At 70.9% G+C, this 25,285-nt stretch carries 26 protein-coding genes; 15 read left to right on the top strand and 11 right to left on the bottom strand.

Annotation, left to right across the window (positions count from 1 at the left end; genetic code table 11):
- The first annotated feature begins 18 nt into the window (after nt 1–18).
- The 3 genes from ACZ4QV_RS26230 (at nt 19) to ACZ4QV_RS26240 (ending at nt 3,540) form a co-directional block, all read left to right on the top strand.
- Nucleotides 19–1,659: an aldehyde dehydrogenase gene (locus ACZ4QV_RS26230; RefSeq protein WP_467763469.1), complete on the top strand. Its 1,641-nt coding sequence runs from the start codon at nt 19–21 to the stop codon at nt 1,657–1,659.
- Complete coding sequence (locus ACZ4QV_RS26235) at nt 1,652–2,539, top strand: DODA-type extradiol aromatic ring-opening family dioxygenase (RefSeq protein WP_361587952.1); 888 nt, start codon at nt 1,652–1,654, stop codon at nt 2,537–2,539. The genes ACZ4QV_RS26230 and ACZ4QV_RS26235 overlap by 8 nt, the downstream gene beginning before the upstream one ends.
- Nucleotides 2,540–2,658: 119 nt before the next feature.
- Nucleotides 2,659–3,540 (top strand): fumarylacetoacetate hydrolase family protein, encoded by an 882-nt coding sequence (locus tag ACZ4QV_RS26240; RefSeq protein WP_361587954.1) that lies wholly within the window; start codon nt 2,659–2,661, stop codon nt 3,538–3,540.
- A 72-nt stretch (nt 3,541–3,612) separates the two neighbouring features.
- On the opposite strand, the gene ACZ4QV_RS26245 is transcribed toward ACZ4QV_RS26240, so the two are convergent.
- From ACZ4QV_RS26245 to ACZ4QV_RS26275, 7 genes are all read right to left on the bottom strand, one after another.
- A complete protein-coding gene (locus ACZ4QV_RS26245) occupies nt 3,613–5,118 on the bottom strand; it encodes a sodium:solute symporter family protein (RefSeq protein WP_361153527.1) in 1,506 nt (501 codons plus the stop codon).
- Between the two features lie 32 nt (nt 5,119–5,150).
- Complete coding sequence (locus ACZ4QV_RS26250) at nt 5,151–5,504, bottom strand: hypothetical protein (RefSeq protein WP_361153525.1); 354 nt, start codon at nt 5,502–5,504, stop codon at nt 5,151–5,153.
- The gene (locus tag ACZ4QV_RS26255) at nt 5,491–7,191 is read right to left on the bottom strand and encodes an amidohydrolase (RefSeq protein ID WP_467763470.1); all 1,701 of its coding nucleotides are present in this window, start codon (nt 7,189–7,191) and stop codon (nt 5,491–5,493) included. Before ACZ4QV_RS26255 ends, ACZ4QV_RS26250 begins: the two co-directional genes overlap by 14 nt.
- Before the next feature lie 246 nt (nt 7,192–7,437).
- Nucleotides 7,438–8,382, bottom strand: a complete 945-nt coding sequence (locus ACZ4QV_RS26260) for a TIGR03619 family F420-dependent LLM class oxidoreductase (RefSeq protein WP_361153519.1) — start codon at nt 8,380–8,382, stop codon at nt 7,438–7,440.
- 95 nt (nt 8,383–8,477) lie between these two features.
- Nucleotides 8,478–9,467 carry a hypothetical protein gene (locus ACZ4QV_RS26265; RefSeq protein WP_361153516.1) on the bottom strand — a complete coding sequence of 330 codons (990 nt, stop codon included), beginning with the start codon at nt 9,465–9,467 and terminating at the stop codon, nt 8,478–8,480.
- A 71-nt stretch (nt 9,468–9,538) separates the two neighbouring features.
- Entirely contained in the window at nt 9,539–10,030 is a 492-nt protein-coding gene (locus ACZ4QV_RS26270; protein WP_361637045.1) for a hypothetical protein, read from the bottom strand.
- Between the two features lie 128 nt (nt 10,031–10,158).
- Complete coding sequence (locus ACZ4QV_RS26275; protein WP_467763471.1) at nt 10,159–11,187, bottom strand: hypothetical protein; 1,029 nt, start codon at nt 11,185–11,187, stop codon at nt 10,159–10,161.
- Between the two features lie 522 nt (nt 11,188–11,709).
- On the opposite strand from ACZ4QV_RS26275, the gene ACZ4QV_RS26280 reads away from it, so the two are divergent.
- Genes ACZ4QV_RS26280 through ACZ4QV_RS26295 form a run of 4 tightly spaced genes read left to right on the top strand, consistent with a single transcriptional unit; the run spans nt 11,710 to nt 14,862 of the window.
- Nucleotides 11,710–12,711 (top strand): acyl-CoA dehydrogenase family protein, encoded by a 1,002-nt coding sequence (locus ACZ4QV_RS26280; protein ID WP_467763472.1) that lies wholly within the window; start codon nt 11,710–11,712, stop codon nt 12,709–12,711.
- Nucleotides 12,708–13,499, top strand: a complete 792-nt coding sequence (locus ACZ4QV_RS26285) for a PIG-L deacetylase family protein (protein WP_361153505.1) — start codon at nt 12,708–12,710, stop codon at nt 13,497–13,499. The genes ACZ4QV_RS26280 and ACZ4QV_RS26285 overlap by 4 nt, the downstream gene beginning before the upstream one ends.
- Nucleotides 13,496–14,125 carry an SAM-dependent methyltransferase gene (locus ACZ4QV_RS26290; protein WP_467763473.1) on the top strand — a complete coding sequence of 210 codons (630 nt, stop codon included), beginning with the start codon at nt 13,496–13,498 and terminating at the stop codon, nt 14,123–14,125. Before ACZ4QV_RS26285 ends, ACZ4QV_RS26290 begins: the two co-directional genes overlap by 4 nt.
- A complete protein-coding gene (locus ACZ4QV_RS26295; RefSeq protein ID WP_361637036.1) occupies nt 14,122–14,862 on the top strand; it encodes a glycosyltransferase family 2 protein in 741 nt (246 codons plus the stop codon). Before ACZ4QV_RS26290 ends, ACZ4QV_RS26295 begins: the two co-directional genes overlap by 4 nt.
- Before the next feature lie 44 nt (nt 14,863–14,906).
- Here ACZ4QV_RS26295 and ACZ4QV_RS26300 read toward each other — a convergent pair whose 3' ends face one another.
- The gene (locus ACZ4QV_RS26300; protein ID WP_361637033.1) at nt 14,907–16,439 is read right to left on the bottom strand and encodes an MDR family MFS transporter; all 1,533 of its coding nucleotides are present in this window, start codon (nt 16,437–16,439) and stop codon (nt 14,907–14,909) included.
- Nucleotides 16,440–16,532: 93 nt separating this feature from the next.
- On the opposite strand from ACZ4QV_RS26300, the gene ACZ4QV_RS26305 reads away from it, so the two are divergent.
- The 3 genes from ACZ4QV_RS26305 to ACZ4QV_RS26315 all read left to right on the top strand — a co-directional run bounded on the left by ACZ4QV_RS26305 (nt 16,533) and on the right by ACZ4QV_RS26315 (nt 18,295).
- Nucleotides 16,533–17,093: a TetR/AcrR family transcriptional regulator gene (locus tag ACZ4QV_RS26305; RefSeq protein WP_361153494.1), complete on the top strand. Its 561-nt coding sequence runs from the start codon at nt 16,533–16,535 to the stop codon at nt 17,091–17,093.
- A 202-nt stretch (nt 17,094–17,295) separates the two neighbouring features.
- Nucleotides 17,296–17,421, top strand: a complete 126-nt coding sequence (locus ACZ4QV_RS26310) for a hypothetical protein (RefSeq protein WP_361153491.1) — start codon at nt 17,296–17,298, stop codon at nt 17,419–17,421.
- Complete coding sequence (locus ACZ4QV_RS26315) at nt 17,399–18,295, top strand: methyltransferase domain-containing protein (protein ID WP_361153489.1); 897 nt, start codon at nt 17,399–17,401, stop codon at nt 18,293–18,295. Before ACZ4QV_RS26310 ends, ACZ4QV_RS26315 begins: the two co-directional genes overlap by 23 nt.
- Here ACZ4QV_RS26315 and ACZ4QV_RS26320 read toward each other — a convergent pair.
- Nucleotides 18,255–18,980 carry a GNAT family N-acetyltransferase gene (locus ACZ4QV_RS26320; protein WP_467763501.1) on the bottom strand — a complete coding sequence of 242 codons (726 nt, stop codon included), beginning with the start codon at nt 18,978–18,980 and terminating at the stop codon, nt 18,255–18,257. The two genes, ACZ4QV_RS26315 and ACZ4QV_RS26320, sit on opposite strands and share 41 nt — an antisense overlap.
- A gap of 170 nt (nt 18,981–19,150) precedes the next feature.
- Between ACZ4QV_RS26320 and ACZ4QV_RS26325 the strand changes: the two genes are divergently transcribed.
- Nucleotides 19,151–19,894, top strand: a complete 744-nt coding sequence (locus tag ACZ4QV_RS26325; protein WP_467763502.1) for an alpha/beta fold hydrolase — start codon at nt 19,151–19,153, stop codon at nt 19,892–19,894.
- Nucleotides 19,891–20,394, top strand: a complete 504-nt coding sequence (locus tag ACZ4QV_RS26330; RefSeq protein ID WP_361153486.1) for a hypothetical protein — start codon at nt 19,891–19,893, stop codon at nt 20,392–20,394. The genes ACZ4QV_RS26325 and ACZ4QV_RS26330 overlap by 4 nt, the downstream gene beginning before the upstream one ends.
- 188 nt (nt 20,395–20,582) lie before the next feature.
- On the opposite strand, the gene ACZ4QV_RS26335 is transcribed toward ACZ4QV_RS26330, so the two are convergent.
- Nucleotides 20,583–21,050: a hypothetical protein gene (locus ACZ4QV_RS26335; protein ID WP_467763474.1), complete on the bottom strand. Its 468-nt coding sequence runs from the start codon at nt 21,048–21,050 to the stop codon at nt 20,583–20,585.
- 158 nt (nt 21,051–21,208) lie between these two features.
- Here ACZ4QV_RS26335 and ACZ4QV_RS26340 point away from each other — a divergent pair, with 158 nt between their 5' ends.
- Both ACZ4QV_RS26340 and ACZ4QV_RS26345 read left to right on the top strand, forming a co-directional pair.
- Nucleotides 21,209–22,000 carry a helix-turn-helix domain-containing protein gene (locus ACZ4QV_RS26340; protein WP_467763475.1) on the top strand — a complete coding sequence of 264 codons (792 nt, stop codon included), beginning with the start codon at nt 21,209–21,211 and terminating at the stop codon, nt 21,998–22,000.
- A gap of 275 nt (nt 22,001–22,275) precedes the next feature.
- Nucleotides 22,276–23,445 carry a 4-hydroxybenzoate 3-monooxygenase gene (locus ACZ4QV_RS26345; protein WP_361637027.1) on the top strand — a complete coding sequence of 390 codons (1,170 nt, stop codon included), beginning with the start codon at nt 22,276–22,278 and terminating at the stop codon, nt 23,443–23,445.
- A 102-nt stretch (nt 23,446–23,547) separates the two neighbouring features.
- Here ACZ4QV_RS26345 and ACZ4QV_RS26350 read toward each other — a convergent pair whose 3' ends face one another.
- Nucleotides 23,548–24,273, bottom strand: a complete 726-nt coding sequence (locus ACZ4QV_RS26350; protein WP_361591632.1) for an SDR family oxidoreductase — start codon at nt 24,271–24,273, stop codon at nt 23,548–23,550.
- Between the two features lie 83 nt (nt 24,274–24,356).
- On the opposite strand from ACZ4QV_RS26350, the gene ACZ4QV_RS26355 reads away from it, so the two are divergent.
- Nucleotides 24,357–25,262 (top strand): LysR family transcriptional regulator, encoded by a 906-nt coding sequence (locus ACZ4QV_RS26355; protein ID WP_467763476.1) that lies wholly within the window; start codon nt 24,357–24,359, stop codon nt 25,260–25,262.
- Nucleotides 25,263–25,285 lie beyond the last annotated feature (23 nt).

Raw genomic sequence — 25,285 nt, forward strand, 5'->3', positions numbered from 1 at the left:
AACGAATTGGAGGCTGTGATGGCTCGCCCCGCGCCCGCACCGGGCTCCCCGGCGCATCCGGCAGCCCCGGAACCGTCGGAGCGCCGGGACCGCCCGCACCCCACCGCCACCACGCCCGGAGGCACCGGCATCGCGTCCGGAGCCACCTCCGCCACCACCGGAGCCACCGCCCCGACCACCGGCTTCACCACCACGGTCGCCGGAGTTCCCGTCGACACCCGTCACTGGATCGGCGGCGAACGCCTCGCCTCCACCACCACCTTCACCGACCGCTCACCCCTCGACGGCACCCCACTCGCCGAGATCGCCCGGGGCGGCGCCGAGGAGGCACGGGCGGCCGTCGCCGCCGCCCGCGCCGCCTTCCCCGGCTGGGCCGCGGCACCCCACCGGGAGCGCGCCCGGCTGCTGCACGCCGTCGCGGACGGCATCGAGGCACGCCTCGAAGACCTCGCCGCCGTCGAGACGGCGGACAACGGCGCGCTGCTGCGCTCCCACCGGCGCGGAGTGGTGCCCCGCGCGGCGCACAACCTCCGCTTCTTCGCCGACCGCCTGCTCGCCCTCGGCCACGACGACTTCGCGACCCATGGCCACACCAACCACGTGACCTGGGACCCGGCCGGCCCCGCCGCGCTCGTCACACCGTGGAACGCGCCGCTGATGCTGGCCACCTGGAAGATCGGCCCCGCGCTGGCCGCAGGTGACCCGGTGATCCTCAAACCCGCCGAATGGACTCCGCTCACCGCCTCGCTCCTCGCGGACATCGCCGCCGAGGCCGGGCTGCCCCCGGGGGTTCTCAACGTCCTCCAGGGGTACGGGGACGAGGCCGGCGCGCCCCTCGTGTCCGACCCGGACGTGCGCCGCATCAGCTTCACGGGCTCCGTGCCCACGGCGCGGCGGATCGCCCGTGCCGCGGCCGCGAACCTGGTGCCCACCAGCTTCGAACTTGGCGGCAAGTCGCCCCTGCTCGTCTTCGCGGACGCCGACCTCGACCTGGCCGCCGACCTGGCCGTCGAGCAGTACGACAACGCGGGCCAGGTCTGTCTGGCCGCGACCCGGCTGCTCGTCGAGGACTCCGTACGGGACGCCTTCCTGGAGCGCTTCACCGACCGGGCCCGGGCCCTCGTCCAGGGCGACCCGCGCGAGGAGCCCACCGGCATCGGCCCCCTCGTCCACCCCCGGCACCTGGAACGGGTCGACGGCTTCGTCCGGCGCGCACTGGCCGAAGGCGCCACCGCGCTCCTCGGCGGCGGCCCGCACACCGAACTGAACGAGCGGACCGGCGGCACGTACTACCGGCCGACGCTGCTGACCGACGTCGCGCAGGACTCCGAGATCGTGCAGGAGGAGATCTTCGGCCCCGTACTCACCCTCCAGAGCTTCAGCACCGAGGACGAGGCCGTGGCCCTGGCCAACGACACCCGCTACGGGCTGGCCGCCACCCTGGCCACCGGGGACCGCGAGCGCGCGGCCCGTGTCGGCGCGCGGCTCGTCGCCGGGACGGTCTGGATCAACTGCTTCTTCGTCCGTGACCTCGCCGCGCCCTTCGGCGGCTCCCGCGAGTCCGGCACGGGGCGCGAGGGCGGCGACTGGAGCTTCGACTTCTACTGCGACCTCAAGAACACCGTCACGGCACCGAAGGGATGGCAGCGCCATGGGTGAGATCGTCGGCGCCGGTCTTCTCGCCCACGTCCCCACCATCGTCCTGCCCGAAGCCGGCCGGCGGGAGCTCAACCGGGGACGGGAGGTCAGCCTCGTACCGGGGCTGCGCAGACTGCGCCGGGACGTCTTCGAGGCCCTCGACTACGACACGGTCGTCGTTCTGGACTCGCACTGGGCGACCACCGTCGAATTCGTCGTCGCCGCGCAGGACAGGCGGGCCGGGCTCTACACCTCGGACGAACTGCCACGCGGCATGTGCCGCATACCCTACGACTTCCCCGGCGACCCCGAACTCGCCCGGGCCGCCGCCGCGTTCGCCGGCCGGCACGGTACCTGGATCACTCCGATCGACGACCCCTGCCTGCCGGTCCACTACGCCACCGTCAACCTCTGGACGTACCTCGGCCGGGGGCTGCCCCACAAACGGTGGATCTCCGTAGGGGTGTGCCAGACCGGGGACGACGAGGACCACCTCCGGCTCGGCCGCGCGCTAGCCGACGGCATCGCCGCACTGCCGGACCGCAAGGTGCTGCTGATCGCCTCCGGCGCGCTGTCCCACACCTTCTGGCCGCTGCGCGAACTGCGCGACCACGAAGCGAGCGATCCCGCGCACCTCCGCACCCCCGAGGCGCGCGCCGCCGACGAGCAGCGGATCGCATGGTTCCTGCGCGGCGACCACGCCCGCGTGCTGCGCACCATGCCGGAGTTCGCCGCCCACCGGCCCGAAGCGGGCTTCGGGCACTACCTGATGCTGGCGGGCGCCCTGGGCGAGGACCGCCTGACCGCGCCCGCGCGCGCCTACAGCGCGTACGAGAACTCGATCGGAACGGGACAGATCCACCTGTGGTTCGACCGCCCGGCAGACGGCTGGACCGGGTAAGGGCGCTTCCGGAGGGCGCCGTGCCCGGAAGGGGCGCGGGGAACGGCGCGACGAGCCACCACGTCCCCGCACCGCGCGACGCACCAACAGGGCACCCCGTGCCCGGAAACGGAGGCGCCATGAACGCAGCACGCACTCCTGGTCAGGACGGAACCCGCGAATACCGCCGCATCCTGCTCGACGGCGCCGTCGTCCACGTCGTACGGGAGGGCGAAGCCCTCATCGCAGGCGACGGCCGCCGCGTGCAGGCGGCCGCCGCCCGGCACCTGCCACCCGTACAGCCCTCGAAAGTGATCGCGGTGCACCTCAACCACCGCAGCAGAGTCGAAGAGTTCCAGGCCTCGCTGCCCCCCGCACCCACGTACTTCCACAAGCCCGTCTCCGCACTCAACGCGCACGGGGGAGCGGTGGTGCGCCCCGAAGGCTGCCAGTACCTCAACTACGAGGGCGAGATCGCGCTCGTCATCGGCCGCGTGTGCCGCAACGTCGCACCGGACGACGCCGGCCACCACATCGCCGGATACACCGTCGCCAACGACTACGGCCTGCACGACTTCCGCGACACCGACGCCGGTTCGATGCTCCGGGTCAAGGGCTCCGACACACTCTGCCCCCTGGGCCCCGGGCTGGTGACGGGGTGGGACTTCCGCGGCAAGTACCTGCGTACGTACGTCAACGGCGAGCTGGCGCAGGACGGTTCCACCGACGAGATGACGTGGGACATGCACTACCTCGTCGCCGACATCGCCCGGACCATCACCCTCGTCCCCGGCGACGTCCTCCTCACGGGCACGCCCGCGCATTCACGCCCCGTCCGGCCGGGTGACGTCGTGGAGGTCGAGGCGGAGGGCCTGGGGCGGCTGACCAACCACATCGTGGCGGGCCCGACACCCGTCCGGGACGACTGCGGTGCGCAGCCGACGGCCTCGGAGGAGGTCTTGTCCACGGCCCTCGGCGGCGACTGGGAACACCGCGGCACCCGACCCCCTCGCCGGTCCTAGACCTCCTCGCCGGTCCTGGGCCTCCTCGACAGTCCTAAGCATTCCCGCTGTTCCGCAGCCTCCCCGCCCTTCCTAGACCCCCTCGGCGGCCCTGCCCCGCGTCACCGGCGTACCGGACACGGAGGTGGCGGTGAACAGCCCGGCGACCCGCCGCCTCTCCGCCGTACTCTGCGGGAGCAGGCACGCACACGCGACGTACACCGCGAGGTTGACGGCCAGACCCACGATCCCCGAGGTCAGGCCGTTCAGCCAGGGAATGAAGGTGGGGTAGACCGCCGAGAGCCCGGCGGCGGTGACGAAGCCGGACACGGTCCCGGCGACCGTGCCGGTGCGATTGCCGCGCTTCCAGAAGAGGCCGAGGAACTGCGGGACGGCGAGCTGCACCACCCCCTGGTACGCCATGATCGACAGCGTGATGAGGTTGCTGAGCCCGATGTTGGCGACCAGTGCGGCGGCCACGGTGTAGACGGCGATGGACACCTTCGCCGCCAGCAGCCGCCCCTTGTCGTCCATCGGCCGGTACACGGCCACCAGGTCGTTGGAGATGAGCGTGCCCACGGACTGGAGCACCCCGTCGGCCATACCGATCTGCGCGGCCAGGACGCACAGGGCGATCGCGATGATGACCCACGGGCCGCCGATGTGCTGCGCCAGGGTGAACAGGGCGCGGTCGGGGTCGTCGGAGACACCGGGCAACGTCCCGGACAGCAGCGCGGCGGTCAGCAGCAGCCCGGCGAAGACGAGCGAGGCCGGCATCACGAACACGGCGGAGCGTTTGACGCTCCGTACCCCGTCCGCGGTGAAGAGCCGGACGAACATCCCCGACAGACACCAGCCGCCCACCGATCCGGTGAAGGTCAGGGCGAAGAGATAGAGCCCGCCGCTGTCGCCACCCGTCGGCAGCGTCAGCCGCTCCAGGGGCAGCCGCGCGAATCCGTGACCGTGTACGGCCAGGTAGACGATCAGCCCCACCAGCAGGACCGACCCGAAGACGTACGCGATCATGCCCTGGTAGAAGTCCGTGACGACCACGCCGCGCATGCCCATGCGCACCGTCCAGAACTGGCGGGCCACCAGGACCAGCACCCCCGCGAGCACCGACTGGGAGTAGCTGAGGTGCCCGAAGGAGATGTAGTAGAAGATCAGCCCCATGGCCTGCATCCCGAGCACGGTCATCGGGAAGTTGACCAAGACCTGGATCAGCGCGGGCACGGTGCGCGAAGCCGTTCCGCCGTAGCGCAGCCCGAACAGGTCGGACTGGGTGCGCAGCCCGTGCCGCTCGCCCCACATCCACACCCGCCGGGACATCAGATACATCAGCAGGTAGGCGAACAGGCCGTAGACCAGCAGATGGAAGCCGATCACCCCGCTGCCCGCCGCCATGCCCGCGTCGGCGACGAAGACCGAGCCGGGAAACCAGGTGTTGAGGACCGACATGGTCTGATAGCCGCTGCCGAAGCTGCGGCCGCCGACGGCGTAGTCGGTGAAGTCGGCGTCACGCCTGCGGTGCACGTACAGCGTGCAGAGCACTCCGCAGAAGAAGAGCACCACCATGCCGTAGCCGAGGAACACATTCACTGGGACGAGCCCCTCTCCGTGCCGAGGAGGTGTCAGTCGATCTCGCCGCGGGCCGACTCGACGCCGTACAGGACGACGACGCCTGCCGAGATGTGCGCGCCGAGGGCGAGGAAGTAGCAGACGGACAGCGGGATTCCGGTTCCGCTCTGGAACCGCGGATCGCCCGCGGCCCAGTACACCGGCGGTGCCAGCGCCAGTACGGCGTCGAGTGCGAACCAGCAGCCGAACAGGGTCCGTTTCCGCCGCGGGGAGAGGGCTACGGCCCAGCGGGCGAAGCGGCCGGACAGCACCCCGGCGAACCACCGGGCGGCTTGCGGGACGGACCGCCGGGTGGACCGCTGGCCGGGCGTCCGGGCGGCCGGTCGCACGGAATCACCGGGTGTCATGGACGATCTCCCCGTCGAAAACCGTCGCCGCCACCGGCATCGCCGCGATCTCGTGCGGATCCGCGTGCGCGAGATCACCGTCCACGACGCAGATGTCGGCCACCTTGCCGGGCTCCAGCGTCCCCTTCCAGCTCTCCGCGAAGTCCTGCCATGCGGCGTTCGAGGTGTACGCGCGGATCGCGGTCTCCAGGTCGACGCACTGCTCGGGGCCGCTCTGCCGCCCGCTCGCCTTCGCCTCCCGCAGCATCATCGAGGCCACGCCCCGGCGCCAGTCGGGGTAGGTGATGGGCGCGTCCGAGCTGGCGGTGACCGGGATGCCGGCCGCCACGGCACTGCGTACGGGCCACTGGTACGCGGAGCGCTCGGGCCCCACGATCGCGTCCATCGCATCCGCGGTGGCGTCCTTGACCCCGGGGTTCATGTTGATGCCCCAGCCGTGCTCGGCGAGGGTGGCGAGCGAGCGGGCCGAGGCGAAGTCGCCGTGGATGACGTAGTGGCGTGCGTCCGGGCGCGGGGTCTCGGCCTGTGCCGCCTCGAAGGCTTCGACGACCGCGTCGATGCCGTGGTCCCCGGTGATGTGCACGCCGAGTTGGTGGCCCGCGGCGTGGGCGTACCGCACGATCGCGTTCAGCTCCTCGACCCGCTGGGCGTCGCTGTGGCCGTGCAGACAGAGACTGCCGTACCCGCCGCCCTCGTACTCCTCGTGCATCCAGGCCGTACGGCTCGGCGGAATACCGTCCGCGAACAGCTTGACGCCGAGTACGCGCAGCCGCCGCGGGTCGGCCGCCGCGCACACCCCTTCCAACTGGGCCAGCCGGTCCGGCAGGTGCCGTGCCGCGCCGCCCATCTCCAGGGGGAGCAGCAGCACGCTGACCCGCGCCCGCAGCTCACCGGCCGCCTCCAGACGCGCGTACACGTTGAGCGTCCCGGTGTCCGCGACCCCCAGGAAGAGCGAGGTGCCGCCCGGGCCGAGCCCCGGCTCGGTGAAGCTGGTGATGCCCTCGGCGTGGCAGACCGCGATCGCGGCGCGGACGGCGGCCTCGCGCGCGGCGTCGTCCATCAGCGGGACCACGGCGTTCACCAGGTCCTGCGCGCCCTCACGGAGGATGCCCGTCGGGGTGCCTTCGGCGTCGGTCTCGATGACACCGCCGGGCGGTACCGGCGTGGTGGCGGTGATGCCCGCGGCCTCCAGGGCACGGGAGTTGAGCCAGGACGTGTGCCCGGAGAACTCGTACAGCAGCACGGGGTGTTCCGGCGACACCTCGTCCAGGTCCTGGCGCCGTAAGGTACGGCCCGGATCGGCCAGACACTCCTTGAGATAGCCGGTGTCCCACCCGTTGCCGAATATCCAGTGGCGCGGCGGAAGGTCACCGGCCCGCCGGCGCACGGCCTCGCGTACGCCGGCGATCGACGAGACGGCGGGCCAGGCGACGTCCAGCGCGAGTGGCGGCCGGGTGGCGCCGAAGGCGGCGGCGTGCAGATGGGAGTCGTTGATTCCGGGGAGCGCGGTGCGCCCTTCGAGGTCGATGACCTCGGTACCGGGGCCGACGAGCGCACGGATCTCGGCGGTGCTCCCGGTCGCGGCGATCAGACCGTCGCGCACGGCGACGGCCTGCACGCTGCGGAACGCGGCATCGACGGTCAGCACGGTGCCGTTGACCAGCACGAGGTCTGCGGGTCCGGGCATGGAAGACCCCTTTCCGTCCGGTTTCCGTCCGGTGTCGTTTGGGCCCAAACATAAGCCCGGGAGCTGTCCCCGGTGCAAGAGGGCTGCACCGATTGCCGGTACCGGCTCGCGGGGGAGCGGCGGCGCGGCGTCGCGGCATCGCCCGGTGGGGGCTCCCGCTGCATCGCCGGGGGCTTCCCACGGCATCGCCGGGTGGGAGTTCCCGCCGCATCGCCGGGTGAGGGCTCGCGCTCCGCCGCCATCGCGTCACCCGGTGAGCCGCTCCACCCGCCGCAGCACCTCGCGGCAGAAGTCCCCGACGCCCTCCGGATCGTCCGTGAACTGTGACGGCTTGATGCAGAAGGTCGTGAAGCCCTGCTCCATCTGCTCCGGTACGGCCTCCAGCGCTCGGCCGAGGTCGGCCACCGACGTCCCGTCGGGGAAGACGGCACGTGTCCCGCCGACCATCTCCAGCCCGGACATGTCGCGCCCCGCCTCCGCCATCGCCGCGCGCAGCTTCTCCAGCTCGCCCGGCACGGGGCGCCCCAGCGGGTTGAAGCCGTGGCCGTACGTCACCAGGCGCCGCAGCACCGCACCGTGCAGCGACGAGCCGCCGAACCACAGCTCCGGACCGCCCGCGCGGTACGGCTTCGGCTCCAGCCAGGCCTCGCGGAAGCGGTAGTGCTCGCCCTCGAAGGTGGCGGGGCCGGGCCGCCAGAGCAGCTTCCAGGCAGCCAGGTGCTCGTCGAGCAGCCGGCCGCGCCGCGCGAACGGAACCTGGAGCGCGGCGTATTCGTCCTCGCTCCAGCTCACCGTCGGCAGGACGACAAGTCGGCCCTCGCTCAGGAGGTCGAGTGTGGCCAGCTCCTTGGCCAGGAGGAGCGGGTGACGCAGCGGGGCCAGTACGGCCGCGGCGGCGAGCCGGATCCGTTCGGTGACGGCTGCCATGGCGGAGAGCAGGACGACGGAACTGGGCCACGGCGTGTCCGGGGCCTGGTTCCCCGGCAGGGCGTACTCGCGCGGGTTGGGCATCGGGCCCTTGGCGCCGGAGTCCGGACCGAGCACGACGTGCTCGCTGAGCATGACCGAGTCGAACCCGGCGTCCTCCGCCTCGCGGGCCCAGCGCACCAGGGCGCCGAGGTCGCACCGGCCGCCGGTCATGGTCCAGTTCTCGGTCAGTACGAGCGTCATGCGGGGGTGGGGCTTGGTCATCCGGACTCCCGGCCGTGTTCACGTTCGCGGAGTATTGTTTGACCCCAAACGATATGCCGGTCCGTCGCCTTCCTCAAGACCCTGAAGCGCGCGGGCTACGCCACCGGAGGGGACGCGGGAGACGCCAGCGAAGCCGTCACGGCCACCGGCATCGACCGCCCCAGCCCGCGCAGCCCCTCCACCACCATCTCCACCAGCCACACCGCGATGTCAGGCGACCACTCCCGCGTACGGCAGTCCCAGCGCATCACCTCACGCATCCCCACGGTGTGCACCCCACCGTCGAGATCGAGGTCCAGCCCCGGCAGCCCCGGCAGAGCACCTCGGTGCCCGGAGCCGGGGAAGCCGGCGGGCCCGGAGGAGCCCGCGGGCACGGAGAAGTCCACGGTCCCCTGCGCCATCTCCCGTACCGCCTCGCACACGGCCTCGGCGTCGCCCGCGCTCATCTCACCGTCGTCCACCCGGCGGTTGCCCACCCCACCGTGTTCCGCCCCGCCGCGATCCACCCTGCCGTGATCCATCCCGCCCGTACCGGTACGGCAGGAAACGGTGACCACCACCTCGTGCCGGGCGTCCGGGTCCGCCAGGCCGAACCACGGCACCAACTCGGTCAGGTGGAAAGCCGTGTTCCGCTCGACCGCCGCAAGCGGCAGCACGGCATGCACACCGGTGAACGCCATCGTGCCCACGCGCGTGAGCGCCTCGGTCAGCACCAGGGAGATCGGCCGGAGGGGGAGCCCCGGACGCGGAGAATCCGTGAGGATCCCGGCCTGCAACCAGCCGAGCTGGTGGACTCCGCCGTCCTGCGTCCAATCACCGCCGACCTCCTCGTGCGCCCACGCGGTGGGCTCGTGAGCGGCCGTGGTCTTCCCGTCCTCGGTCAGCCAGCTGCTCACGGTCTGCCAGCCGTACGCACCGGCCCGGTCGACCACGGAGCCGAGCACGTCCTCCTCGACAGAGCCTTCGGCCTCTTCAGCCCCTTCGGCACTGCCGGCGCCTTCGTCGTCCCGCTCGACCACTCGGTCGAACCACGGGAAGGGCGTGAGGGTCCCGTGCAGGCCAACGATCACGGTGGGGGACAGCACATGCGCTCCAAACGAACGAAAAGAACAAGCGGCGCCGGAGGGTACCCTCCGGCGCCGCTGTCAGCGTTCGATCACGTGCCGCAGTACAGCGTCTGCGGGTCGGTGATCTTCTTGTAGGCGTCGTCCGGGTACCCGACGAGATCGACGTCGATGATGCTGCGGAAGGTGTGCTTCTGTATCAGGTTCGTGCACTTCCACGCCGCCGCCGTGCGCTTGTTGCTCCCGCCGCCGGGCCAGACGGTCTTGTCGTTCTTCTTCAGGGTCTTCCAGCCCGACCCGGTCTTGACCTGGAGCCAGACCGTGACCTTGGCCTTGGCCCGCGGCCCGCGCAGCAGCTTCCACCAGCCGTGCGCGTTGATGTTTCCCTGCACCGTGTGCGAGTAGTGAACCCGGTCGCCCAGGGTCTGGAAGGCACCGATCCCGGTGGCGGCGCGGGCGGAATCGCTGCTGTAGGTGCTGCGGTCCTGCGCGGTGCCGGCACTGTCGGCCTGCGCCGGGACAGCCATGCCGACAGCGAGCAGACCGGCCAGGGCGGCGGACGCCACCCCTGTACGGATACGCACGTGAAGTTCCCCCTCGACGTCGAACCGTGTCACATCCGAAGCACGGCCCGACTGTTTTTCGGTTGTGACAGTCGACCGTGATCATAAGCCCTCACGCCAGTCCTGTGTCACTCATGACCGGAACAGCCCTACGCGGTCTTGGAGCACCCTTTGGGAAGCTTGGGGAAGGACGTGGTCCGCGCGGCTCCGCCCGCGGGGCGGCGGTCGATCAGCTTGGGCCGACCGCTGAGGACGTCGGTCATCTTCAGGCCCAGCGTGGCAAGCCCCGGGTGGTGGAAGTTCACGCCTCCGACCACTACGCCGTACTTGTCCTTGAGGATGGCCTGCGGGCCGTTGGGGCCGGACGCCGGGACCGGGCGGTTGGTCAGCTCCACCATCATGCCCCCGTCGGGCAGTACCGAGGCGATGGTCTTGGTGGCGGTGCACGCGTCGATGTCCGCCGGACCGACGTACGAGGCGATACCGCCGCCCAGGTCCAGGACGGCCCATACACTGCCGCCCCGGAAGACCCCGTACGTCCTGTCCCGGGCCGCCTCCACGGTGCCGAGCACCCGTCCGCCGCGCGAGAACTCGGCCTTGTGGTGCTGGTCGCCGAGGGGACGCACCTTGAAGACGGTCTCTTCGTCGGCGAGCTTCGCCGTGTGCGCGCCGTGTCCCTGGGACATCCGCTGGATCCAGGACACGAGGTTGCCGTCGCTGTCCAGGGCGGTGTACATCCCGTTGAGGTTGCCCGCGGCGTACGGCCGGTCCGGCCGGGCCTCGATGGAGCCGAAGGACACCCCGTCCGCGAAGCCTTCCGCGCGGTAGTGGTGGTCACCGAGCTTGTAGACCTTCGCGACGGAACCGCCGTCGGCCAGGTCGACCGAGCGGACGTACTGGCCGCTGTCCTGCCCCGTACCGCGGAGCCGGCACCGGTCGTCGGGTGCGGCGCGCCGGCTGCAAGGGCTCCCGCCGCGGGCGCGAGCACCGCCAGGACCGTCACCGCGGCGGTCGCGGCCCGACGGAAACCACCGCGCAGGGGTGATAACTGCTTCGACATGCGTGACTCCACTGATCGAGTTCGGTGAGCAGGGCTGTGGGACTTGTGGGCTGGAGGAAGGGTGCGCCTCCGGCAGGAGAAAGCCAGGAGGCGGGTGTGCCCGCTCTCCGACGATCACGTAACGGAACTCCGGAGGAACAGCACCGGATGTCCAACAAACGGAACCCATCTCATCGCATGTCCCGCTTGGGTTCGCAGGGGCTTCACCAGCTGCTGCACACCGCTGACCGGCCACTCGTCGGCACCGCGGCGAGCGGGCACAGGACAGGGACGCCCCGAAACGCCGGTGGGCCGGAAACCGGGGGGCCCTTACCGGACCAGGCACCTGGGCCCCCGCCCGAGTAGGCGGTCGGCCCTCGTTGCTGGTGCCGGAGACGAACTGCGGGCGATGGACGCCGGCCTTCCGCCACCCGCAGAAGAATCGGACGGCCCCGTAATCGCCGGGAAGCGTCAGCGCACATCTGCGCAGCCGCCGGCACAGAAGTGACCCGAGCGACAACGCCGTATAAGAGACCCCGCACGGGGTATTCGGGATCGAACCGGCCCGGCACGAGGGTGCAGGCCGTAACCGTTTCCGGAAGGCGACAGCCGAGCCGGTAAAGCTGCGCGAAAGGTCGGACCAGAAGTGACTGCGGGAATTATGGGAACCGCTGGAGAGGAAACCGGACTCGTCCCGGACGCCGAGGAATTGCGGCGATCGGTGGCCGCCCGGTTCCGTACCTGGGTGGACACCGAAGCCCACGACCTGCCGCTGCCGGGAGCCGGACGGACCCAGGACCGCTTCGCCGCCCTGTACGCGCTCGGCCGCGCCGACCTGTCACTGGCCCGCCTGGCCGAGGGGCACGCCGACGCCACGGCCATCCTGCGGGAACTGGGCTCCGCCCCGCCCGGACCGGGGGAGTACTGGGGTGTATGGGCCGCCCAGCCACCGAACACCGGCCTCCTCGCCCGTGAGGAGGGCGACCAGTGGCTCCTGGACGGGCACAAGGCATACTGCTCCGGCGCCCACTCGTGCACCCACGCCCTGGTCACCGCCGACACCCCGCACGGACGCCGGCTGTTCGCCGTACGCACCGACCACCCCGGGTACGCGCCACTGGAAGGCACCTGGCAGGCCATCGGGATGGCCGGCAGCGACACCCCCGACGTGCGCTTCACGACGGTGCCGGCCCGGCCCGTCGGTGCCGTGGGGGCCTACCTGGACCGGCCGGGCTTCCAGCACGGCGGCATCGGGGTCGCCGCCTGCTGGCTCGGCGGTGCGCGGGCCGTCGCCGACACCCTCCAGTCATCCGCCGGCACCCCGGACCCGCTGACCGCCGCGCACCTGGGCGCGGTGGACACGGCGCTGCACGGCGCGCACAGCGTGCTGCGGCAGGCGGCCCAGGCCATCGACGCCGACCCGTCGGACACCTCGGGCACCGCCCGGCTGCGCAGCCTGCGCGTCAGGGCGATCACCGAGCAGGCATGCCGCGACGTCCTGGACCGGGTCGGGCGGGCGACCGGCGCGGGCCCGCTGTGCCACGACCCGCGCCATGCCCGTAACGTCGCCGATTTGACGGTCTACATCCGCCAACACCACGCCGACCGCAACCTCGCCGAACTCGGCGCCCTCGTGGCGCAGGAAGCCGGGTCGCGACGATGACCGAGACCTTCGACCGCGAGACGGCCGCCGCGGCCATCGAGGCACCCGGCACCCCGGAGGAGCACTGGGCCGCCTGGGACGGCCTGGCACGGCTGCCCGCCGTACCGCCGCCGTCCGGGCCGGTCGTGGTGGTCGCCGCCCACCCCGACGACGAGGTCCTCGGCTTCGGCGGCACGATGGCGCAGCTCACCGGCGCGATCCACCTCGTCACCGTCACCGACGGGGAAGGCTCGCACCCGCACCTTCCCGCGGGCCGGATCGCCGCACTGCGGGCCGCCGAACTCGAACACGCGCTCGGCGCCCTCGCCCCGCGCGCATACCGTACGCACCGGCTGCACATCCCCGACACGGACGTCGGCGCCCATGAGAGACGGCTGACACGTCAGCTCGCCATGGTGCTGCGGCAGACCGGGGCCCGGCTGTGCGTCGCACCGTTCACCGGCGACCTGCACGCCGACCACGAGGCAGCCGGACGTGCCGCGGCCGCCGCTGCCCGGCAGACCGGCACACCGTGCTGGCACTACCCGATATGGATGTGGCACTGGGCCTCGCCCGGCGACCCACGCGTGCCCTGGTCCACGGCCCGCCGCCTGCCCCTGCCCTCTTGGGCGCAGGCCCGCAAACAGGCAGCGATCCACCACTTCACCAGCCAGATCACCCCGTTCAACCTCGACACGGACACGGGCACGGACACCAAGGCCAAGGCCGACCCCGCCCCCGACACCGTGATCCTCCCTCCCGCCGAACTCGCCCACCACACCCGCCCCTTCGAGACGGTCTTCATATGAGCACCAGCCAGGCAACGCCGCCGTCCTACTTCACAGGCATGTACGCCCACTCCGCCGACCCCTGGCACTTGGCGGACCGGTGGTACGAACAGCGCAAGTACGCACTGACCGTCGCCGCGCTGCCCCGCCACCGCTACCGCCGGGCCTTCGAGCCGGGCTGCTCCGTCGGCGTCCTGACCCGGCTCCTGGCCGGACGGTGCGACGAAGTACTGGCCACCGACCGGGTGCCGGCAGCCGTCCGTGCGGCCGCCGCCCGCAACCATGACCAGTCGCACGTCCACGTACGCCCCCTGGCGATTCCGGACCAGTGGCCCGAAGGGACCTTCGACCTCATCGTCCTCTCGGAACTGCTCTACTACTTCGACGACGCCACCCTGCACACAGTGCTCCAGCGGACCGTCGACAGTCTTCAGCCCGGCGCGACCCTCGTCACCGTGCACTGGAACCACCCGGCCGACGATCACCTGCGTACCGGAGCCCAGCTCGCCCCACTGCTCACCGCCGTACCCGAACTCGCCCCCGTCACCCGGCTGGACGACACCGACTTCGTACTGCAGACCTTCACCAGGCGTCTGCCCGACGGCAGCACCACGCCCACTCCCGCGGCAGCCGAGGGGCTGGTGTGAACCACCCGTCCCTGCCTCCCACCGCCCTCGTGGTCGCCGTCCCGGCCCACAACGAAGCAGCGGCCCTGCCCGCCACCCTCCGCGCCCTGCGCACCGCCACTCAGCACCCCCGGTTGCTCGCCCGCAACCTGCCGGTGGTCACCGTTGTCGCCGCCGACACCTGCTTCGACGACACCGCCGCTCTCGCTCGTCACCACGGCGCCCACGTCGTTCAGCTCACCCGGCGCAACGTCGGCGCGGCCCGGGCCGCGGCCGTCGCGCACGGCCTCGAACTGCTGGGGCCCGCCGCGGAACGGGCCTGGATCGCCACGACCGACGCCGACACCGTCGTTCCCGCCACCTGGCTGACCTACCAGGTCGAGCAGGCCGTCGCCGGGTGGGACTGCGTACTGGGCACCATACGCATCGCCCCCCACCCCTCCCTCAGCACCGCCACTGCCCAGCACCACCACACCCTCTACTTCGCCGGACGCCCCGAACGCAGCCGCGCCTGGAACCACCCCCACGTACACGGCGCCAACCTGGGCGTCGCAGCCCGTGCCTACCATCGGGCCCACGGCTTCCCGGCCCTCACCCACAGCGAGGACCACGCGCTGGCAACCGCGTTGCAACGCACCGGCGCCCGCATCCTCAGAACCGACCACTGCCCGGTCCTCACCTCCGGACGCACCACCCCCCGGGCCCCCCACGGATTCGGCACCTACCTGCAGAACCTGACCCCGTCTCCAGCCACCTGACCTCACCCCCCCCCCAGTCATCTGAGACCGACCACCGCCCCCTGTCACCTGGCCGGAGCCTGTGGCTCAGGCCGACCGGGCAGGAGCAGACAGAGCGGCACGGCGACGACGCTGAAGGCGACCGACCACCAGAAGGCGTCGCCGAAGCCGTCGGCCAGAGCAGCCGGAGTACGGGCGTCGCCGACGGTGTGCTGGAGGACGATGGCGAGTACGGCGGTGCCGACCGAGCCGCCGAGTTGCTGGGCGACCCGGGCGATGATGCTGGCGTCCGGGATCTCCTGGTGGCCCAGCCCGATGTAGGCGGCGCCGTTGAGCGGGACCATGGCGGCGCCCATGCCGATACCGCGCACGAGCAGCGCGGCCATGAGCAGCACCTTGCTGGTGCCGGCTCCGGCGAAGGCGAACGGCACGGTGGCCGCGGTGGCGAGAGCGAACCCGGCGAAGGCCACCCAGCGAGGGCCGATGCGGTCGGTGCAGTGGCCGGCCCGGGTGCGCGCGACGAAGGCGCCGACGCCCTGCGGGATGAGCAGCAGCCCGGCGCCGAGCGCGTCCTCGCCGCGGACCTGCTGCCAGTACAGCGGCAGCAGCAGCATCGCCCCGTACAGCGTGATGCCGCCCAGGAAGCTCAGGGAGGCGGCGGAGGCCAGCGGACGGTGACGGAAGAGCCGCAGGTCCACCAGTGAGCCGGCGCGCGACAGTGCCCAGGCGGCGAAGCCGCCGATCAGGGCGAGCCCCCCGACCAGCGGTACGAGCACCTCGGCGCTGACGAAGCCCGCGCTGCCCTCGACCCGGGACAACCCGTAGATGACAGCGGCGACGCCGGGGGAGAGCAGGAGCAGACCGACGATGTCCAGGCGGGCACGGGGGCTGCCGGGGGAGGGACGGTCGTCGGGCAGGTTGCGCCAGGCGAGCCGGCCGCCGACGAGACAGAAGGGGATGTTGACGAGGAAGATCCAGCGCCAGTCGGCCAGACTCAGGACGACCCCGCCCAGTACGGGGCCGAGGATGGGGCCGAGCGCGGTGGGCAGGGTGACGGTGGCCATCACCTTGCCGATGTTGCGGCCCTTGGCGGCCTGGATGACCAGCGTGGCCATGAGCGGCATCATGATGCCGCCGCCGATGCCCTGGACGACGCGGAAGGCGATCAGGCTGGTCGCGTCCCAGGCCAGCGCGCACAGCACCGAGCCGAGCAGGAACGTGCCCAGCGCGGCGATCCAGAGTTGCTTGCCGCCGAGCCGGGACTGGGCCCACCCGGCGAGCGGGATGGTGACGAACACGGCCAGCAGATAACCGGTGCTCACCCACTGGATCGTGGACAGCGGAGCACCCAGCTCCGCGGCCAGGTCGTTGAGGGCGACGGTGACGATGGTGGTGTCGAAGACGACGGCGAGGGCGCCGACGATGACGGTGAAGGCCAGGCGCCACACGGCGGGGTCGACGCGGTCGGGGTCCGGCGGGGCGGGGCTGGCCCCGGCCGCCGCTGCGGTGCCGTCCTCGGTCGCGGTCCTGGCCCCGGCACCGGTCCCGGCATCGGCCTCGGTCCCGCCCGCGGCCCTGGCCCTATGGGAAGCACTCATGGAAAAGCCACCTTAAGATATAGGCCTGTATCTTGCGCTCGCCAGAGTAGGGCGCGAGTTTAAGATAGGCAAGTCTTTCTAAAGGAGGTTCGGATGCCCGAGAGGCGCCGCGGAGCGGCACTGGAGAAGGCGCTCCTTGACGCGGCCTGGGAAGAACTCACCGCCAACGGCTATGCAAGGTTCACCATGGACGCGGTCGTCCAGCGCGCCGGAACCAGCCCGCCCGTGCTCTACCGCCGCTGGTCCGACCGCGACGAACTCGTCCGGGCGGCCATCACCCACGTCCTGGAGCAGTGGCGGGTCGACACACCCGACACGGGAAGCCTGCGCGAGGACGTTCTCACCCTCATGCGGACGATCAACGCCACCCGCGTCCAGCACATCACCGTCATGAGCGTGCACCTGGCCGGCTACTACCAGGAGACCGGCGCCGGCCCTGGCGACCTCCTCGCCACGGGACGGGAGAAGGCCGCCGACGTACTCTTCGACCGGGCCGTCGACCGCGGCGAGGTCAAAGCCGAACGCCTCACCGAACGCATCAAGTCCCTCCCCTTCGACCTGCTGCGCCACGAGATCCTCACGACCTTCGCCCCCGTGCCCGACCACGTACTCGAAGAGATCGTGGACACGGTCCTTCTTCCCCTCGTGCGCTGACCACGGCACGTTTCACCGACGGTCCCGGCCGGTTCCGGCCGGTCCGGCGAATTCCGGCAGGCACCGGCCGGCTCCGGTCGGCATGGGGGGTGACCCTGACGGGTGAACCGAATCCGGACAAAAGCAACGGGATCTAGTGATCAAGAAGTGGGGTGGGGACACTCGTCTCACAGACCGTCTCAGCAGCGCGAAAGGAATGCCCATGGGACACCGACAGGAGGCCGACGGCCAGGTCGGCGGCCCGTTCTCAAGTCCGGGCGACCCGGGTAACCCGGCGCCGCAGGGTGAGGACGAAGACGACGACGATGACGACGAAGGCCGCTCCTGAGAGCCCCCCTCGACATCTGGACGCGGCCGAGCTGCGCCGGCGGTGCGCAGCGACGATCGACACCTACGGACCGGGCTACTTCGAGGGCCGCCCGTGGCTGCGGCAGGCATTCCTCGACACCCCGCGCGAACACTTCGTCCCCGACCGCTACTGGTCCACGGCCCGACGGGAGGGCCGCTTCCCGGTGCTGGACCGCACCGAGCGGCCCCACGCCTGGCTCCAGCGGATCTACCGGCCGCTCGCCCCGCTCATCACCCAGATCGCCCTCGGTGAGATCCGGCCCGAGGACGGGTCCACCGACTGCGGCGATTTCACCAGCTCCATCTCGTGTCCCGCTGCCGTCGTGGGCATGCTGCACCACCTCGACCCTCGGCCCGGCGAGCGCATCCTGGAGATCGGCACGGGCAGCGGCTACAACGCCGCCCTGCTGGCCCGTCGCATCGGCGCCACAGCCCTCGTCACCGTCGACATCGACGCGGCCCTCGCCGACCGGGCCGAGAGCAAGCTGGCCCAACTCGGCATGGCGCCCACGGTCGTCACCGGCGACGGGGAACAGGGCTACGAGCAGGCAGCGCCCTTCGACGGCATCCTGTCCACCGCCGCCGTCCGCGAAATCCCCCAGGCATGGCTGCGCCAGGTCCGCCCGGGGGGCGTGATCGTCACACCGGTGGACACCCCGTTCAACTGTGACGGCCTGTGCCGCCTGGTGTGCGACGGACAGGGCAACGCCACCGGCCGGATGGTGGGGGGCCTCGACTTCATGAAGGTGCGCGGCCAGCGCGAGCGCCGGCCGTACAGCGAACTGGGCTGGCCCCTGTGGAGCGACTACCACGTCACCGCCGGACCCGACGGACAGCGCATCCGCACCCCCTGACCGCGCCAGTCGCCAGACTCGGCGTACGGAACGTAACCCCGGTCCCGCAGCGGCCCGAGCGTCTCGCGCCAGCACCAGCCTGCCGTGCTGCGCGCGGAATGATGGAGTGGCCGGGGGCGGGCATGGTGGCTCCTTGCGTGTCGTACGCCTGTCGGATCGACACGGACACCGAGCTTCTTCGTTCCCGACGGAAGTCGGCTGGACGGTCCACGGCGTACACGGTGACGGGCTTGCCATGCGGCCGGTCTTCTCGGCGCGGTGAGAACCCCAGACGCTCGGCCACTCTCACCGATGCCTCGTTGTCCGGACGCATGAGAGCTGTGAAGTAGGCGCCGTCCAGCGTGGCGAACCCCCATTCCAGACACGCCATGCCTGAGCGGCCTTGGTGGCACACGCATCCCCAATGTCCCGCTCGGATGGTCCGCCCCAGCTCCACTTCGTCTGACTGCTCCCAGTACTGCAAGCCGCTTCGGCCGATGAAGTCGCCGCTCGACCTGAGTTCGACGGCGCACAGGCGATGGCCCTGCTCGGCCCACTGCCGCTCGATCGCGGTGAGGCGTTCCACCGCTTGTCGGTGCGAGCAGGCCCCGACGAAGCGGTTGACCCGAGGATCGGCGTGGAGCGCTACCAAGGCATCGACGTCAGACACATGAAGAGGACGCAGGCGCAGCCGCTCAGCCTCCATCGCACGTTCGAGCACAGGTCTCGCGGCATACGGAGCCGAGGCGCCTGGACGCCTTCGAGGGACGGCCTCGGCCTCATCGCGGACCCGGCCGACGGCACCGCAGATCACCCAGCCCGCGTGCCGAGCTGGCCGGGTGTTGAGCGGGAGGCGATGGTGGGCACGTGGATCACATGAGTGACATCGGTTTCTTCGCCCGCAGATACGGACCTCCGCCCCACGAGGGCCGTCCCGTCGTGGTGCTCGTCCACGGGCTCGGACTCTCGGGACGGTACTTCGTGCCGCTCGCGCGTCGACTGGCCGCGAACGGGGCGACCGTGGTGGTGCCGGACCTGCCGGGTAACGCGCGTTCGCGGGCCGCCGCCCGCCGCGCACCTGATGTCGGACAGCTTGCCGATGCCTTGGCCCGCCTGCTCCGACGACTGTCCTCGGGCCCCAGCCTGATCGTGGCCAATTCGGTCGGCTGCCAGGTGGCCGCGGCCCTGGCCGCCCGTCACCCCCACTTGGTGAACCGCCTGGTGCTGGTCGGCCCTGCGCTCGAACCGCGGGTCTCAGGCCGGCGCCAGTTCGGGCGGCTGGTCGCGGACGCCCCCCGAGAGCCCTTCGGCCTGCTGTGGCTGGCAGCGTTCGACTACCTGGTGACCGGGCTCCTGCGCTGCGCCGCCTCCTTCCGCCGGTCGCTGCGGGACGCGGCCGAGTCATTCGAGGTGAACCTGTCCCAGGTCCGCGCGCCCACGCTCGTCGTACGAGGAACGGGTGACACCATCGCCTCCGGCACATGGACTCGGCGCGTGGCAGGTCTGGTCGCCGACGGCCGCACGGAGGACGTCCCGGGCGCGGCCCACGCGGCCCACTACAGCGCGCCGGACGCCATGGCCGCACTGATCGAGAAGTTCACGGCGGGAGAGACCGGATGAAGTCCCCGAAGTCGTCCGGCCACACCCCGTCCGGGCACACGAAACGTCCCTCGCCCTGGCTGCGCCTGCTGCCCGGCATCTCTCCGAAACGCCGGGGTTTCGTCCTGGCCTGGTGGGGGTTCGCCCTCACCTTCGGCGGGATGCGCCTGCTCACCTGGCTCATCCACATCGACGTGGCCGGAGTCGGCGACATGCAGGCCGGCGGGATTCACATTCACCACTACGTATGGGGGATCCTGCTGCTCGCGGTGGTGGGCGCGGCGAGCCTGGCCGATCGTACGGCGCGGGCCCGCGCCTGGATGGGACTGGCCTACGGGGTGGGCCTGGCCCTCGTCGTCGACGAGGCGGCACTGCTGATCAGCCTGGAAGACGTGTACTGGGACACGGAGGGCGGATTCAGCATCGCCCTGGCCATCGCCGTGATCGCCGTCGCCGGCAGCGTCCTGGCGATGACGAGGGGACGGCGGGCCTCCAGAAACGATCCGGAGGACGACGGCTGAGGCTGTGCGGGACCAACCGGCGTCAGCAGGGAAGGCCCTCCCGCGGTGACGGCAATCACCGCGGGAGAGCCTGACCCAGCAGGCGGCAGTGCCCCTTGCCGTGGTGCATGGCCCCGCGACCATCGGTACGGCTGAACGCGCCACCCGAACTCGCTTTGCCGCGTCGCCGAACTGCCCAGTGCCACGGCTCAGACACGAGCCCGAATCTGCTTGACGGGATGCCCCAGTCCGTCCGCCAATGCCGTCAGCTCGTCCTCGTTGAAAGAGGCGCGTTCGGGGTTCCGGACAGCGAGCTCGAAGCGGGCGAATCCGAGGGGCCAGTCATAGTCCAGTGCGTCCAGGCTGGTTGTTCCCCCGCAGCACGGAACCTCGACCGTGAGCGTGGTGAAGCCGTCGTAGTAACGGTTCGTGAGGATGTCACCCCACCACTCCGTATCGGTGGCGGCCCGGCACAAGGGGCAGCCGATCGTCTCCGGGTTGCCCCCGCAGTCGACGACAGTCACCGTGCCGTGCCACCGCACGTCGATCCGCACGCCCGCACCCTCGTCTGCAACGGGGGCCAGCTTCTCCACGAGCGGGACGACGCGCTGAACCGCATCGCGCTCCGGCTGCCACCGCGGATCAACCGGAATGATCGACAGAACGTCGTCGCTCATGACTCCCTCTCCTGGTCAGGCACGGTGCGACATCACCGTGTGATGCTGTCGAGCGCGCGTTCCGGTCCCGCACCCTCCCGGACCCGGCGGCGCCCAGGCAACCACTGTCCTGTCCGCCACCGCACCAGTCGGCGCATCACCGGTAAGATTTCCCCCCGATGCCAACAAGCCGCCGACCGTTACCGGAGCCCTCGAAGCCGCAGCCGCAGACCAGTCCCAGTGGCGCCGGATGGCTGCCGCACGGCTCTCACATGGTCACCCACTCCCACGTCCAGGGCCAGCTCGTGTACGCCGCCGCCGGCACGCTGGCCACCACGACCGAACGCGGCACCTGGGTCGCCCCGGCCAACCGTATGACGTGGACGCCGCCAGGCTTCGCCCACTCGCACCGCTTCTACGGCCGCACGGACGTACGCCTGTTGAACATTCCGGTCGACCTGTGCGGCCAACTCGTGGAGCACCCCAGTGTGTTCGCCGTCAGCTCCCTGCTGCGTGAAGCCGTACTGGCGCTGACCGGCGACCGGCCCGAGTCCCGCCCCGGCGCTCACCAGCGGCTGCTCGCCGTGGTCATCGACGAACTCTCCGACACCCCCGAGCAGTCACTGCACCTCCCCGAATCCAGCGACGACCGGCTCCGGGCCGTCACCGACCTCCTGCACGCCGACCCTGCCCAGTTCACGACCCTGGCGGAGCTGGGACGTGTCGCGGGAGCCGGCGAACGCACCCTGAGCCGTCTGTTCCACACGGAACTCGGCATGAGCTTCCACCGGTGGCGCACCACGCTCCGCATTCACCACGCCCTGGCCCACCTCACCAACGGCATGTCGGTCACCGACACCGCGATGGCATGCGGGTGGTCGAACCCCACCAGCCTCATCGAGGCGTTCACCGAGATCGTCGGGCAGACGCCTGGGAGCTACCAGGCGGACCTGCGTAACGACGGTAAGTGACGGCGGCCCCACGCGCCGGACAGGCAGAAGCCGGACAAGCGGAAGCCGGATAGGAAGAAGCCGGATGGGAAGAAGCCGGGCAGGCACAAGCCCGGCTCCCGCAGGAACGTGTGACCTCAGGTTGGCGGCTTTCCGGTATCCCGCGCGCATTCGCCGGTGGGCGACGGTGCCCACCGGGTCCAGTGTGGAGGGCAACACGCCGCACCGTCCGGGCGGCACGGCCGTTCACGCGCTGACGTGTTCGGCCCCGCATTCTGCAAGGAGCTCGGAAACACATGACCGAAACTGGCAAGGACACAGCCGTCGTCATCGTGGGAGGCGGAGTCGCCGGGCTGGCACTCGGCAACTTTCTCCTGCGAAAGGGGGTCGATTGTGTCGTCCTGGAAAAGTACAGCCGTGCCTACGTGGAGCAGCGGCACAGGGCTGGCTCTCTCGACGCCTACGGGGTGCGCAGGTTGCTCGAACGGGGGTTGGGTGAGGTCGTCGAGGGCCACAGCCACAGTGCCTCCGATGCCGGCCTGCCGCTGCTGATCGACGGGGAAAAGCGGCAGTGGAAGAGGATGGACGCCGTGGATGATGTCGACGGCGTCTTCTGCCCCCAGCGGACCCTCGTGCGGAACCTCATCAAGGTCTTCCTCCGCGACGGCGGCGACCTTCGCTTCGAGGCCGAAGACATTTCGCTGCACGGCATCGACACCGAGCACCCCCTCGTCCACTACCGCGACGCCGACGGCCGGACGCAGACCGTCAATTGCGACTTCATCGCCGGCAGCGACGGCTACCGTGGCGTCAGCAGGACGGCCATACCTGACGACGTCCTCACATGCTCCACCCATGAGTTCGGGTACGCATGGCTGTCCGTCATGGCGGAGGTGCCGGCGGACCCTCCGGCCGTACTGGCAGTGCACTCCCGTGGCTTCGCCGCGCGATTCACCCGCGGCGCGGACACGAGCCGTCTCTATCTGCAGTGCCCGCTCACCGACACCGTCGAGCAATGGCCGGACGAGCGGATCTGGAAGGAATTGGAGGCTCGCTTCGGTGAGCCCGTGGCACCCAAGGGACCGATCACGAGCAAGCAGGTCGTACCGCTTCGCGGGGTGGTATTCAGTCCCATGAGTTACGGAAAGCTCTATCTCCTCGGGGACGCTGCGCACCTCATCTGCCCGATGAGCGCCCAGGGCATGAGTCTCGCCCTCCACGACGCCGAGGTGCTCGCCCGCGCGCTGATCCAGCAGGTCGAGCAGCACGATTCCCGTCTGCTCGACAGGTACTCCGACACCTGCCTGGACCACACGTGGGAGCGGCAGGCGTCCGCGGTCCGGCTGACCGAGACGGTGCACGACTCCGGGGACGCTTCCTATGAAGGGGAGTTCCGCAAGCAGATAGCCCGAAAGAATCTGGAAGCCCTGCTGGAGCCAGTGGCGACGGATCGTGTGTCCGGGTGATCCGGCGACAGGCTGATTTGCTGACTCGACCGCCGAGGCTGGCCGTACGCACATCCAGGCGGCCCGGCCGTACGGGCACGCGCCACGAGCTGGCGCGTCCCGTCACCAGGGGATGACGCCCTCGTCGTCGAAAAAGCCGCCGCGCGGCCCGTCGTCCGGCAGGGTGGCGAGCCGGATCGCGATCGCGGCGCCCTGCGCGGGCGTCCGCGGCGCGTTGAAGCCGGTGAAATCGGTCGCGACGTAACCAGGGCAGGCGGCGTTCACGATGACATGCGTATCGGCGAGGCGGCGGGCGTACTGGGCCGTGACGCTGTTGAGCATCGACTTCGACGGCGCGTACGCAGCCATGATCGGACCTGTCTGCAGCGTCAGCGAACCCATGTTGCTCGACATGTTGACGATACGCGGCGAGCCTGCGCGGCTGAGCAGCGGGAGCATCGCGTTCGTCACCCGCACGACGCCGAACACGTTCGTATCGAGTACGGTGCGGACGACGTCCAGGTCGAGTGTCGTGGGATCCTGCGCGCCACCGTCGGTCGGGCCGGAGATGCCCGCGTTGTTGACCAGCACGTCGAGCCGTCCTGCCCGCCGTTCGATGGCCGCCGCCGCTGCGGCGACGCTGTCGTCGCAGGTGACGTCGAGAGCGACACCGAACGCGTCGATGTCCGCGGCCCGCAGCCGCCCGACGGCCTCCTCGCGCCTGGCGCCGTCGCGAGCCCCCACCGCGACCGTGAAGCCGATCGCCCCGAGGCCCTGCGCGATGGCGAGCCCGATTCCCTTGTTCGCGCCGGTGACCAGCGCGGTCTTCGTGTCGTTCACCCGGTCCATGCTCGGCGCACCGCGTACGTCTTGTCCAAGACGGATCCGGTACGTGGTGATACCTGCCAGGTATCAGCCGCTAAGCTCCGCCCATGGACGATCTCGAAACCCGCGAGCTCCGCTATTTCGTCGCGGTCGCCGAGGAACTGCACTTCGGACGTGCCGCCGACCGGCTGGGGATCGCCCAACCGCCGCTCTCGCGCGCGATCCGCCGGTTGGAGCAGCGGCTCGGCGTCCAACTCCTCGACCGGGACCGTCGCGGGGCCGCGCTCACCGACGCCGGCCGGGTGCTGCTCCGCGAGGCCCGAGGAGCCCTCGACGCGGTCGCGGCCGCCGCGCGCCGCACGCGACGCGCCGGAGATCCGAAGCAGCCGCTGGTGCTCGTCACCAAAGCCGGGGCGTCCCACGAACTGCTGCAACAGCTCCTCCACACGCTGACGAGCGAACCGGGCATGGTCCCGGTCGAAATCCTCCTGTGCGAGGTCGGCGAACAGGCACGACTCCTGCGCAACGGACGAGCCGACGTGGCACTCATGCACCACCCGTTCGACGACCTCGCCGGCTTCGAGACCGAAGCCCTCTGTGTCGAAGGCCAGGTCGCGCTGCTTCCCGCAGCACATCCACTCGCGTCACGCCGTCAACTCACACTGGCGGACGTCCGCAACGTGCCGGACCTGCCCATCGCCCGATGGCCCCGGCTCGACGGGTCCTACCCGGACGGGCCCGGACCGGAGGTACGTACCCAGTCACAGCTCGCGCAGCTCGTAGCGCTCGGAAAAACGCTGCTCGTCATCCCTGCCTCCAGCCGTGCCTGGCAGTGGCCCGGTCACGTCGCGGTGCCCGTCACCGACGCGCCGGACGTCACCACGGTGCTCGCCTGGCCGCCGAACAGCCACTCACCGGCGATCGCATCACTGGTCCGTTCAGCGGCCGAACTCCGCGACACCGCGCCGCCTGCACCGCAGACTGAGCGTTCCGGGAGTGCGCCCGCGGCCTGAATCGTTCCGGTCTGGCGGTCCAC

The organism is Streptomyces sp. NPDC026394, from assembly GCF_055567735.1.